The organism is Aurantiacibacter suaedae, from assembly GCF_005434915.1.
In the GTDB taxonomy this organism is placed as follows: Bacteria; Pseudomonadota; Alphaproteobacteria; order Sphingomonadales; family Sphingomonadaceae; genus Alteraurantiacibacter; species Alteraurantiacibacter suaedae.
Genome location: NZ_SKCG01000003.1, coordinates 598,950 through 611,387, shown reverse-complemented (window position 1 = coordinate 611,387; position 12,438 = coordinate 598,950). Strand labels below are relative to the sequence as shown.

The window sequence follows — 12,438 nt, the reverse complement described above, 5'->3', positions numbered from 1 at the left end:
ACAGGGCGAACCCAAGCGAGACCGGTCAAATTTGCTTGTGTCTTGTAGCGATTGCGCCTTGTCTCCGAGGATTATTCGGCGATGATGCTCCCATGACATCATCGTTTCCGGCTCTTCGGCTCACCATCCTTTCGCTCGCTCTATCCACGGCCTCTGCTGCCTTGGCGCAGAACGACGGGGTCACGCTCGCGCCTGCCCCTGAATGGGTAGACGAAATCGCGGCGCTGGCTGCGCCGGAAGATGCGCACGGGGCGGTGTTCTTTCGGCGCCAACAAACACAAACGCACTTCGGCAGCGAAGGGCAATTCACCTACAGCGCCTTTCAGGCGATGTTGCTGCAACCCAACGCGCTGTCGCTGGGCAATATCGCAATCACGTGGAACCCGGCTGCTGGCACGCCAACAGTGCACAAGCTCAACATCCTTCGCGATGGCGAAACGATCGACGTCCTTGCCGATCATGAGTTCGAAGTGCTGCGGCGCGAAAACCAGCTCGAACAGGCATGGATCGACGGGCTGCTGACGGCTACCCTGCAAGTGCCCGACCTGCGCATCGGAGACGAGCTGGAAATCGCCTATACCGTGCCGAGCGGCAGCCCCACCCTGACGGATCGCGACTATGGCCTGCTGTTCCTCGCCGACGTTCCGCCACCCGGTCGCTTCCGCATCGCGCTCGACTGGGCCGACGGTGCCCAGCCCGAGATTGTGCTCGCCGAAGGGCTGGAGCCTTTCGCCACGCGCACCGCAAATTCGCTGGTGATCGATGCCGACAATCCCCCGGCCTTCAGCCCGCCACGCGATGCCCCTCCGCGCTATGCCTGGCAGCGAACGTTGCAATTCTCCGATTTCCCGAGTTGGCCAGCGGTCTCGCAGCGCATCTATGGCCTGTTCGACAGTGCCCGGCAGCTTGGGCCAGATTCGCCAGTCCGGCGCGAAGCCGAACGCATCGCGGCGCGCCATGCCGACCCGATGGTCCGCGCCGCCGCCGCGCTCGAACTGGTCGAACAGCAGGTGCGCTATATCTACGTCGGCCTGAATGACGGCGCGCTGACTCCGGCCAGCGCCGAAGAGACGTGGCAACGTCGCTATGGCGATTGCAAGGGCAAGACCGCGCTGCTGCTCGCCCTGCTCGACGAACTCGGCGTCCCGGCGCAGGCAGTGCTCGCCAGCAACGCCGGGATCGATGATGGGCTCGACCAGCGCTTGCCCAGCCCGATGCTGTTCGATCACGTTTTGGTGCGCGCCGAGATCGAGGGCCAGACCTACTGGCTAGACGGCACCTTTCCGGCCGTCGCCCGACCGAGCGAGCGCCCGCTCCTGCCCTATCGCTGGGTGTTGCCGCTGACCGAGACTGGTTCGAACCTCGACCCAGTAGAATGGCAGCCGGACAGCATTCCGCGCACTATTGCTCTCCACGACATCGATGCCAGAGAAGGCTTCGAGACGCCCGCTCGGCTCCGCCAGACCCGCATCATGCGAGGCCCGCAAGCGCTGGTCGAATATGCGCAGTTCTCTGCCGCCACCGACGATCAACTGGAGATGGCCTTCCGCAACCAGCTCGCCGGATCGACGTATTGGGACACCATCGACGACGTAACCTGGCGGTTCGATATCGACCATCAGGCCAGCATTCTCGAAATCGTCGGCACCGGCCTTCCCGACTGGGACGAGCGTAGCGGCGACCGCTTCTCGCTGACCTTGCCGGGTGGTGGCTTCAGCCCTCCGGAACGCCGCCAGCGCAGCAGCGACCAGGATCAGGACGCTCCCTTCATCAAGGATGTGGACTTCACCTGCAACGTGACCACCGTGCGGCTTCCCGCCGATACAAAGCCCGAACAGTGGTCCTACAACACCGCGTTCTCGACCAGGATGTATGGCACATCGTTCCGCCGCGCGTTCGAGCGGCGCGGGAAGGAAATCCGCATGATCCGCGTGTCACGCACCGAGCAACCCGAAGTGGATCGCGATCTGGCAGAGCGTGACAATGCCCGCCTTGCGGACTTCGACAACTCGATGGCCCGCATCGAGTTCGATCCCTACGACGACTTCTCGGCCAGTGAGCAGCAGCGCGTTCCCGCCACGGACGAAGTCGACTGGCTCGATGATTACTCCGCCTGCATGGCCGACCTTGGCTGAACCAAGCCGAGGACATTGCAGGTTCAGCTGGATGCCGCCACAAGGTGCGGCAATGACACGTCCTGCCTATCGCGCGCGGCTTTTCGCGACGCTCTCGTCCGCGCTTGCGCTCTCGCTTGCCCTCACCACTCCGGCGGCGGCGCAGGCGCCTGAATATGCGGCCGAGGCGGCGGTGGCCGCCCCCGCCGATCCCTGGCCCTTCGCCGCCAGCGACTTGCCGAAAGACCCGGCTTACCGCACCGGCGTGCTGGCCAACGGGATGCGCTACATCGTTCGCCCAAATGGCACCCCGCCCGAGCAGGGGCTGGTGCAGCTGTGGGTCGATTTCGGCTCCGCCGCCGAGACCGACGAACAGCAAGGCTGGGCGCATTATATCGAGCACATGGCCTTCAATGGATCGACCCATCTGCCCGAAGGCGAGATGGTGAAGCTGCTCGAACGCGAGGGGCTGGCCTTTGGGGCCGACACCAATGCCTCAACCGGCTTCGATACCACGCTTTACCGGCTTGATCTGCCGCGCAACGATCCTGCGCTGCTCGACACCGCGCTGATGCTGATGCGCGAGACCGCCAGCGAACTGACATTCGACGAGGAGGCGGTGGAGCGCGAACGGGGGATTATCCTCTCCGAAATCTCGGTGCGCGACACCTATCAGCAGCGTTCGGCCAAGGATTCGCTGGCCTTCACTTATCCCGGCTCGGCGATGGCGCAGCGCTTTCCGGGCGGTCTGCCTGAAACTGTGAATGCGGCCACCGGCGCGAAGTTGAAGGCGTTGTGGGACCATTACTATCGCCCCGATAACGTCGCACTGATCGTGGTGGGCGACTATGATCCCGACGCGGTCGAGGCGATGATCCGCGAGCGTTTCGAGGACTGGCAGGCCGAGCAGTCGATGCCGGCCGCAACGATGGGGCCAGTCGACTTCGACCTTGCCGGCAAGACCCAGCTATATCTCGACCCCGCCCTCGCCCAGCGCATCACGGTGAGCCGTCACGGCCCCTGGCTGGGCGGGCCTGACACCGAAGAAGCAAGGCGCATCCGCCTGCGGCGCGCGATCGGCTACGACATCATCAACCGAAGGCTTGAGCGGCTAACCCGGCTGGAGGATCCGCCATTCCGCGCTGCGGGCCTGTCCACCAGCGATGTCGGCAAGGAAGGGCGCACCACCTCGCTCACCGTCTATGCGATCTCGGGCGCGTGGGAGCGCGGGCTCGAAGCGGCGCAGGAGGAATATCGCCGCGCGCTGACCTACGGCTTTACCGAGGCGGAAGTGGCCGAGCAGCTTGCCAACTATCGCGCCGCGATCACCGCCAATGCCGCAGGTGCGGCCACCCGCCCCAACTCCACCTTCGTCACCGGCGCGGTCACGCTGCTGCGCGACGGACAGGTGCCGACCACGCCCGAAAGCGCGCTCGAACGCTTTACCGCTCATGCGCACGAGATCACGCCCGGCACGGTGCTGGCGGCGATGCGCGACGAGGTGGTGCCGCTCGACAATCCGCTCATCCGATACGAAGGCGAAGCCGCGCCCGAAGGCGGCGCCGAAGCTCTGCGCACCGCCTGGAGCGAGGGCATGGAGCGCGAAGTCAGCCCGCCCGCCGACGAGGCTTTGACGGAGTTTGCCTATCAGGATTTCGGCACACCCGGCGTGGTGGCAAAGGATATGCGCCAGCCCGAGCTGGGCATTCGCGAAGTTACATTCGCCAACGGGGTTATGCTCAACCTCAAGCAGACCGATCTTCAGGCTGACCGGGTGCTCTTGCGGCTCAACCTCGATGGGGGCGACCTGCTGAACACGCGCGATAACCCGCTGGCGACCGGGCTCGCCTCTTTCCTGCCGCAGGGCGGGCTTGGCAAGCACAGCTATGACGAGCTGCTGTCGATCCTTGCCGGGCGCAATGTGTCGTTCGGCTTTGCCTCGAACGAATCGCGCTTCCAGATGGGCGCGGGCACCACGCCCGACGACCTAGAACTGCAACTTGAGCTTTTCGCCGCCGCGCTCTCCGATCCCGGCTTCCGGTCGGCAGGCGAAGCGCAATCGCGGCAGAACGTGCGCGCCTTCTTCGCCCGCCGCAACGCCACGCCCGCTGCCGCTCTGGGCTTCGCGCGCGGTCGCATCATCAGCGATGGCGACCCGCGCTTTTCTTACCAGGACGAAGCCGCTTATCTCGGCATGACGTTCGATCAACTGCGCGCCAGCATTGCCGACCGGCTGGACCACGGCGCGATCGAACTCACTATTGTGGGCGACATCGACGAAGATCGTACGATTGAATTGATAGCCCGCACTCTCGGCGCGCTGCCACAGCGCGAGGCCGCGTTCCGGCCCTACACCGAGAACCTCTCGCGCAGCTTCACACAGGATCGTTCGCCGCGGGTAGTGTATCATGATGGCCCCGCCGATCAGGCGGCCCTGACGATGCTCTGGCCGACCACCGACGATAAGGATCACGACACCAACCTGCGGCTCGAACTGTTGCAGCGGGTGGCGCGGATCGCGCTTACCGATTCGCTGCGCGAGGAACTGGGGCAGACCTATTCACCCTCGGCCAATGCCGAACAGTCGCGCACCTATCCGGGCTACGGCACCTTCAGCTTCTCGGCCTCGCTGAGCGCCGAGCATGTCGACGAAGCGCGCGAGGCCATGCTGGAAACGCTTGCCAGGCTGCGCGATGGCGGGATCGACGAAGACCTGCTGCTGCGCGCCCGCCAGCCGATGCTGGAGGCTTACGACAACCTGCTCGACACCAACAGCGGCTGGTTGCAGATTGCCGACGAGGTTCAGTCCGAGCCGTGGCGGACCGAGCGGTTCCTGACCGGGCGCGACAAGATCGCCGCGCTCACGCCCGCCGATCTGACCGCGATGGCGCAACGGTTCCTTATCCCCGACGAACGGTTGGAGATCGCGGTGATGCCGCGCCCGCAAGCCAGCCAGAGCAGCCAGCCCTAACGGCCCAGCTTGCGCTTGCCCCAGGTGTAGATGCCCGAGACCGCGAGGAAGGTCAGCGCGAACCCGCTCAGGAACACCAGCAGTTGCCAGACGATGCCGCCGATGGTGGCATAGTGCAGCTGCCGCATGACCGTCGCGATCGCGCCCGCTCGGGTGCTTGGCGGCGGCGGTCCGGCGCGCTGCTCGCTTTCATTGACCGTTACCTCGCCGCCACCGACGGGTACGCTGACCGAACCGTCGACGCCCTCGCCCGCCAGTTCGATCTTCCATGAGCCTTCCTGCTCGGTGGGCGCGGCAATGGACTTCGGTCGTCCGGGAAAGGCGATTTCCGCTTCGCCGAGTGCCGCGAGCCATGCCTCGTCGCTCACCGCCAGCGGCGCGCCATTGCCACCGGGCGGCGGTGGACGGCGGCGCTGCGGCTGCTCGACACCCGGCTCGACCAGCGATGCCATCGCCTGCGGGAAGGAAATCCACGCCCCCGTCACCGCCTCGACCACGATCACCAGCGACAGCAGGAAGCCCGACTGCCGGTGCAGGTTCAGCGCCTTGCCATCTCGCTTGCGCCAGCGCAGCGCGGCAACGATCCGGCCTTTGCCGGGCCAGAACACCACCAGCCCGGTCACGGCGGAGACCAGCAGGAACCAGCCCATCCAGCCGACCACCTGCCGCCCGCCGTCGGGGATGAGAAACAGCCCGTGGACGAAATGCATGTACCACATAAAGCTGCCCGAGGAGGGGGCGCTGTCGATCACCTGCGCGCTATCCGGGTCGACATATATCAGCCGCGAAACCGGCCCCGCAATGCCGTGCAACGGCTCGGCATAAGGCGCGCTGCGTGCCACCAGCGGGGTGCCGACATCGCCGATCTCGATTGCGGTCAGCGGCCCATAGTCGCTTGCCGCTGCGCGCGCTGCCGCCACATGCCCCACGGTCAGCGCGGCGGGATCGGCACTGGCCGCCACCTCGCGCGCGGGGTTGAGCAGCGCCTCGGTTTCATCTTGCCAGACCTGTGCCGAGCCGGTCACGCCCAGCACCGCCATCGGGATCAGCAGGATGATCCCTAGCCAGCGGTGCACGTCGAGCCAGAGCTTCTGTCGGCGCGCGCGCGGTGAGAGATGGGGGCGCCCCTTCAACCGCTGTCCGGTACCTGAGATGGTGCTTTTTCGCGACTGGCTCATACGCCCCCTCCATGTTTGGATGACATTTGCGGTAGAACCCGTGTGTTGTCGGCACAACGGCGCAATTGTAATAATCTGTTGTGGCTGGGCGCACCTGCCCCCTTGTGCGCGGGCGCGGCAATAGCCATAGGCCGGTTCACACCCGGTTTGAAATTCCATTCGCGAGTAAGCCCATGAAAGTCCGTATCCATGTCAGCCTGAAGCCCGGCGTTCTCGATCCGCAGGGTCGCGCTGTGCATCATGCGCTCGATGGCCTCGGCTTTGCCGGCGTCGAGGACGTGCGCATCGGCCGCCTGATCGAGCTGGAAGTGGCCGACACCACCAGCGACGAGGCACTCGCCGAGATGTGCGAGAAGCTGCTCGCCAACACTGTGATCGAGAACTACCGCATCGAGAAGGTGGCCGCCTGATGCGCGCCGCAGTCATCACCTTTCCCGGCTCGAACTGCGACCGCGACATGGCGGTGGCGATCGAGAAGATTTCCGGCACCGCGCCGATCCGCGTGTGGCACGGCGATGCCGAGCTGCCCGACAGCCTCGACTTCATCGCCCTGCCCGGAGGCTTTTCGTATGGCGACTATCTGCGCTCGGGCGCGATGGCAGCCAACAGCCCGATCATGCGCAGCGTGGTCGCGGCGGCCGGCCGCGGCGTGCCGGTGCTGGGCGTGTGCAACGGCTTTCAAGTGCTGACGGAGGCTGGGCTGCTGCCGGGCGCACTGATGCGCAATGCGGGGCAAACCTTCATTTGCCGCACCGTGCCGCTCAAAGTCGAAAACGCTGAGAGCCTTTTCACCCGCAGCTATGACACCGGATCGACGATCCGCATTCCTGTCGCCCACCACGATGGCAACTACTTCGCCGATGCCGAGACGCTTGACCGGATCGAGGGCGAAGGCCGCGTGGCCTTCCGCTATGGCGAGACCTGCAACGGTTCGCAGCGCGACATCGCCGGTGTTCTGAACGAGGCGGGCAATGTGCTCGGCATGATGCCGCACCCCGAGCGCGCCATCGAAGATGCGCAAGGCGGCACCGACGGCCGTGCCATGTTCGAGAGCATCTTCGCGAACCTCGCGGTCGCCTAAGCGCCACCAGGCCAAACGCTGACCTTACCTCCCAACGGCCCCTTCGGGGCCGCAAGCGCGAGCGCGCACCCCGCAGGTGCCCCGCAACGCAGTGGAGGGATCAGCACCGAGGACGATCGCCCGGATGGGGTGATCGGAAAGAAAGCTAGGCAGCCTCGCGCTTCATCCGCAGCAACTTGCGGGCATCTTCGGCCACCATTGGTCTGCCGAAGTAGTAGCCCTGAATCTTGTCGCAGCCTAGGTCGCCGATCATCCGTGCTTGTTCCTTGTCCTCCACCCCCTCAGCGGTGGTGGTCATGTTAAGGCTGCGCGCCATGGCGACCACGGCATTGATGATTGCCACGCTTTCCTGACTGCCCTCGCTGGCACCGAGCACAAAGCTGCGGTCCACCTTGATTGTGGAGAAGCGCAGCGAACGCAGATAGCCAAGCGAGCTATAGCCGGTACCGAAATCGTCGAGCGCCACGGTGCAGCCGAGCGCGAGAATCTTCTCCAGCGTTTCGCGCGCGGTGCGCCCATCGCGCAGGAACACGCTCTCGGTCACCTCCACCTCGAGCCGCTGCGGCGGCAAGCCCGAATCGGCAAGTGCGCGCACCACTTCATTGGCGAAGTCCGGCTCCAACAGCTGTTCGCCCGAAACATTTACGGCAATTCTCACGTGGGCCGGCCACTTGACCGCCTCGCGGCAGGCGTTGTGCAGCACCCAGTTGCCAATAGGAACAATGAGGCGGGTGTCTTCGGCGAGCGGGATAAACTTGGCCGGGCTGACCTTGCCGTGCTCGCAACTGTTCCAGCGCAGCAGCGCCTCGAAGCTGACCACGTCCTCAGAGTTGGCGTCCACCACCGGCTGGAAATTGAGCTGCAATTCGTTGTTGGCGATGGCCCGGCGCAGGCTGCCCTCCAGCACGCGCCGCTCCTCGGCCTCGGCGTGAAGCGAGGGCACGTAGCTGAAGTGGACATTGCCGCCTTCATCTTTCGCCCGATATAGCGCGAGATCGGCGTTGCGCATCAGCGTCTCGACGCTCGATCCATCACGCGGACCAATCGCCGAGCCGACGCTGGCGCCGATGAACAGGGTGTGGTGATCGAGGTTGTAAGGCTTGGAGAGGCTGGTGATGATGGCTTCGCAAATGCGCTCGACATTGCCGATCTTGCCGGCATCGCGGATCACCACCGCAAACTCGTCACCGCCGAGACGGCCGCACATCTCGCCCTCTCCGAGCACGGAGGCCAGCCGCTGCGAAACCTTGGCCAGCAGCCGGTCGCCCATCTGATGGCCAAGCGAATCGTTGATCGATTTGAAGCGGTCGAGATCGATCATCAGGAACGCGCAGCGCGACTTCCACTGCTCGCAATAACGCAGCGCATCGGCCAGTGCCTCGTTCAGCATAAGGCGGTTGGGCAAGCCCGAAAGCGTATCGTAGCGCGCAAGGTAAGCGATTTTCTCGTCGCGGTCACGCTGCGCGGTTACGTCCGAACCTACCCCGCGAAAGCCGTGGAAGGTACCGTTCTCATCGACAATCGGCGCGCCCGATAGCTCCCACCAGCGATGGCCGTCGGGCACTTGCACCTGCACCAGAAGGTCGGAAAATGTGGCGCGTTGCTTCAGATTTTCGGCCAGCTTGCGCAGCCCTTTATCCTCGCTGGCGTCGCGCGTAATCTCGCCGCCGATCAGACGCAGAAGGCTCTCCCCTTCCACTGCGGCGCGGTCGCGTCCCAGCGCAAAGGCGAAACGCGGCGAAGGAGAGCGAACCTTGCGATTGACGTCGATCTGCCACAGCCAGTCCGCCTCGTTAGCCTCGTGTTCGCGCAGCAGAAGGGAGACCACCTCGGACTTTTCCGCCACCCCCACCTCGGCAATTCGGGCGGCGAGGTACATCCGGCCGTTCGCAATCGCGCTGGCGACCGCGATGCCGGCAAAGGTCGCGCAGACCACCACGAAATACCAATCTCCGGCCAAGGCAAACGATATCGACCCCGCCATCCCGGTGACGAGTCCGAACAGCGCGGGCCCGGCAGGAGCGGAATTCAACGTTGCCGATGCGCCCGCCACAATCATGCCGACAATGGTCCACAGCGCAAAATGTTCGACCATCTGCCCCTTCGGCACGAAGGCGAACAGGGCGAAGCTCCACAAGCTGGCCAGCGCGCCGACCGCCAGCAAGTGGCCGTAGAAATCGCTACGCGTCATGCGCCGTCCATCGAGATGGGAGAACTTCTGTTCGATCCGCAAAAGGTTCAGCGTCGCCAAGAGCTGCGCCAAACTCCAGAGGGCCAGCAATGCGATACCGACATGGGAAGAATATATCGAAAACGCTACCAGCGACGCGGCGACGTTCGCCGAAGCGCGGCCAACCGTTTCCCTGTGCAACGAGGAGTACTGTAGGCTGCGCAGGCGCGACCAGTCGCCTTCTTCGGTGTCTTTCAAGCCCAGAACTTGCAGCGGACTCAGTCGCAGCGGCAGTTTCGGCAGATCGGAATGTCCGTCACTCACCCGCCGCCCATAGCGAGCAAATGGTTAGGACCGCGTAAAGCGACAGCCCCCGGAAATGGCAATGGTCACACTATTCGACTGTTACCGACTTGGCGAGATTGCGCGGTTGATCAACGTCCGTCCCCTTGGCGCAGGCCACGTGATAGGCGAGCAACTGCACCGGAACGGCATATACCAGCGGAGCGATCAACGGGTGCACCTTCGGCATCGGGATCGTGGCGATGCAGCCCTCCCCAGCTTCGGCAATGCCTTCCTCGTCGGAGATCAGTATTACCTGACCGCCGCGCGCCTGCACCTCCTGCATGTTGGAAACGGTCTTCTCGAACAGCGGCCCAGAAGGAGCCAGTACAATCACTGGCACCTTATCGTCGATCAACGCGATGGGGCCGTGCTTCATTTCGCCCGAAGCATAGCCCTCAGCATGGATATAGCTGATTTCCTTAAGCTTCAGAGCGCCTTCGAGCGCCAGCGGAAAGTCCGCCCCGCGCCCGAGATAGAGCACGTCGCGCGCCGGGGCCACGAGGTGGGCCATTGCGGCGATCGTCTCGTCATGATCGAGCGCAGCGTTCAGCGCGGCAGGCGCTTCGAGCAGATGGCGCACGATCTCGGCCTCTTCGGAAGCATCGAGCCGTCCCTTCTTCACCGCGAAGTGCGCTGCGAGCGCTGCGAGCACGGCGAGCTGGCAGGTAAAGGCCTTGGTCGAAGCGACGCCGATTTCCGGCCCCGCGTGAGTCGGCAGCAGCAAATCGGCCTCGCGCGCCATCGAGCTGGTCGGCACGTTGACCACAGCGGCGATGACCTGCCCCGCCGCTTTACAGTGCTTGAGCGCAGCCAGCGTGTCGGCGGTTTCGCCGCTTTGCGAGATGAACAGCGCCAGCCCACCATCCTCAAGCACCGGTTCGCGATAACGGAACTCGCTGGCAAAATCGATGTCGACCGGCACGCGCGCGAATTGTTCGAACCAGTATTTCGCTACCATTCCGGCATAGTAGGACGTGCCGCAGGCGACGATGGTTATGCGGTTGACCGCCGAAATATCGAAATCGATCTGTGGCAGGGCGACCTGCTGCTCGACCGGGCGCAGGTAGCTCCGCAGCGTCTGCGCAACCACGGTTGGCTGCTCGAAGATTTCCTTCTGCATGAAGTGGCGATAGTTGCCCTTCTCGATGGCAGCCGCCGAAGCGCCCGAGCGGGTCTGTTCGCGCCCCACCGGCGCGCCGGTGGCGTCGAAGATCTTTGCGCCCTCGCGGGTGATGACCACCCAGTCGCCCTCTTCGAGGTAGGTGATATCCTGCGTCAGCGGCGCCAGCGCCAGCGCATCGGAGCCGAGATAGGTCTCGCCATCCGCATGGCCCACCACCAGCGGCGAGCCGAGCCGCGCGCCGATCAGCAGATCGGGATAGTCGCGGAACTGGATCGCCAGCGCGAAAGCCCCGCGCAGACGCGGCAGCACAGCCTGTACCGCTTCTTGCGGGGTCTTGCCTGCTTCGATCTCTCGGCTGACGAGATGAACGACAATCTCGGTATCGGTCTCGCTCTCGAATGTGCGACCGGTGCCGCGCAGTTCCTCACGCAGTTCGCGGAAATTTTCGATGATCCCGTTGTGAACGAGCGCGACCTGCGGCGTGGCGTGCGGATGGGCATTGCTCTCGGTCGGCGCGCCGTGGGTGGCCCAGCGGGTATGGGCAATGCCGATGGTGCCTGGCGCGGGGTTGCGCTCCAGCTCGGCAACGAGGTTCATAAGCTTGCCCTGCGCGCGACGGCGGATCAGTTCGCCATCGTCATAGGTGCAGACCCCGGCGCTATCATAGCCGCGATACTCCATCCGACGCAGCCCTTCGACGAGCCGCGGGGCGACCGGCTGATTGCCCACGATGCCGATAATTCCGCACATGTAGAAACTCCAAACCTCTGAATTTGTTGGATCGACTGAACAAGGTTTGGCGGCTTTGACTCCACCCGATGCCGTCTAGTCGATATCGTAAGTGAACAGATCGGGCGCCTCTTCAAGATGGTCTCGCGCCGCCTCAACATCAATCGGCTTGAGGTCGGCACCCTCGCAGACGAACTTTGCTTGCACTTTCCCCGCGCGAAGCACCGCCACCCCGTCGGAAAAGGCGGGATCATTGGGTTCGCCGGGGGCAAAGTTGGTACGCACAGCCTTGCTGTACACCACGTAGCGCACGTCGCCGGTGGCAAAGCTAACCTGTGTTTCACCCCCGCCCGAATACATCGTCGAGGCCCATGCGAGTTGCTCGCTGGAGTTGGTCGGCCAAACCAGTTCGGGCGCAGTGTCCGCGCGTCCGAAACGATACTGTGCGAAATCTTCCTCGCCCCCCTTAGCGAGACATACGGAGGCGACCTTGCCGCCGCGCACCTTGCAGCTGAAGATCGCCCTTTCCTCATCAGCGCACAGCGTCGTCGCTTGCGCGGACTTCGTATCGGAGGCGAGCGGGACTCGCGCGTTTCCCGGCGCTTCCCCAGCCGGGGGAGCGGAAGCAGGTGACGGCGCCTGCGAAGCGGTGGCCGCAGGACTTTCCGGCTCGCTAGAGCACGCGCCCAGCGCCGATGCGGCGAGCCCACTCACGAGGAACAATCTT

Annotated in this window: 8 protein-coding genes; 4 read left to right on the top strand and 4 right to left on the bottom strand. The window is 64.4% G+C overall.

Going from position 1 to position 12,438, the window contains the following annotated elements; all coding sequences use genetic code 11:
• The first annotated feature begins 92 nt into the window (after window positions 1–92).
• Window positions 93–2,135: a DUF3857 domain-containing protein gene (locus E0473_RS13785; RefSeq protein WP_241657513.1), complete on the top strand. Its 2,043-nt coding sequence runs from the start codon at window positions 93–95 to the stop codon at window positions 2,133–2,135.
• A 52-nt stretch (window positions 2,136–2,187) separates the two neighbouring features.
• Complete coding sequence (locus tag E0473_RS13780) at window positions 2,188–5,085, top strand: M16 family metallopeptidase (protein WP_137681450.1); 2,898 nt, start codon at window positions 2,188–2,190, stop codon at window positions 5,083–5,085.
• On the opposite strand, the gene E0473_RS13775 is transcribed toward E0473_RS13780, so the two are convergent.
• Window positions 5,082–6,263: a PepSY-associated TM helix domain-containing protein gene (locus E0473_RS13775; protein WP_161981619.1), complete on the bottom strand. Its 1,182-nt coding sequence runs from the start codon at window positions 6,261–6,263 to the stop codon at window positions 5,082–5,084. The two genes, E0473_RS13780 and E0473_RS13775, sit on opposite strands and share 4 nt — an antisense overlap.
• Window positions 6,264–6,436: 173 nt before the next feature.
• Between E0473_RS13775 and purS the strand changes: the two genes are divergently transcribed.
• Together purS and purQ are read left to right on the top strand one after the other, a co-directional pair.
• Window positions 6,437–6,673, top strand: a complete 237-nt coding sequence (gene purS / locus E0473_RS13770) for a phosphoribosylformylglycinamidine synthase subunit PurS (RefSeq protein WP_137681448.1) — start codon at window positions 6,437–6,439, stop codon at window positions 6,671–6,673.
• The gene (gene purQ / locus E0473_RS13765) at window positions 6,673–7,344 is read left to right on the top strand and encodes a phosphoribosylformylglycinamidine synthase subunit PurQ (RefSeq protein WP_137681447.1); all 672 of its coding nucleotides are present in this window, start codon (window positions 6,673–6,675) and stop codon (window positions 7,342–7,344) included. Before purS ends, purQ begins: the two co-directional genes overlap by 1 nt.
• Before the next feature lie 145 nt (window positions 7,345–7,489).
• Here purQ and E0473_RS13760 read toward each other — a convergent pair whose 3' ends face one another.
• The 3 genes from E0473_RS13760 to E0473_RS13750 form a co-directional block, all read right to left on the bottom strand.
• Window positions 7,490–9,772: a putative bifunctional diguanylate cyclase/phosphodiesterase gene (locus E0473_RS13760; RefSeq protein ID WP_241657512.1), complete on the bottom strand. Its 2,283-nt coding sequence runs from the start codon at window positions 9,770–9,772 to the stop codon at window positions 7,490–7,492.
• Window positions 9,773–9,908: 136 nt separating this feature from the next.
• Window positions 9,909–11,732 (bottom strand): glutamine--fructose-6-phosphate transaminase (isomerizing), encoded by a 1,824-nt coding sequence (gene glmS / locus E0473_RS13755; protein WP_137681446.1) that lies wholly within the window; start codon window positions 11,730–11,732, stop codon window positions 9,909–9,911.
• A gap of 75 nt (window positions 11,733–11,807) precedes the next feature.
• On the bottom strand, window positions 11,808–12,425 hold the full coding sequence (locus tag E0473_RS13750) for a hypothetical protein (protein ID WP_137681445.1): 618 nt from the start codon (window positions 12,423–12,425) through the stop codon (window positions 11,808–11,810).
• Window positions 12,426–12,438 lie beyond the last annotated feature (13 nt).

Excerpts from the sequence above, each read along its gene's own strand:
- E0473_RS13785 (WP_241657513.1), top strand. The coding sequence starts at position 93 with ATGACATCATCGTTTCCGGCTCTTCGGCTCACCATCCTTTCGCTCGCT.
- E0473_RS13780 (WP_137681450.1), top strand. The coding sequence starts at position 2,188 with ATGACACGTCCTGCCTATCGCGCGCGGCTTTTCGCGACGCTCTCGTCC.
- E0473_RS13775 (WP_161981619.1), bottom strand. The coding sequence starts at position 6,263 with ATGAGCCAGTCGCGAAAAAGCACCATCTCAGGTACCGGACAGCGGTTG.
- purS (WP_137681448.1), top strand. The coding sequence starts at position 6,437 with ATGAAAGTCCGTATCCATGTCAGCCTGAAGCCCGGCGTTCTCGATCCG.
- purQ (WP_137681447.1), top strand. The coding sequence starts at position 6,673 with ATGCGCGCCGCAGTCATCACCTTTCCCGGCTCGAACTGCGACCGCGAC.
- glmS (WP_137681446.1), bottom strand. The coding sequence starts at position 11,732 with ATGTGCGGAATTATCGGCATCGTGGGCAATCAGCCGGTCGCCCCGCGG.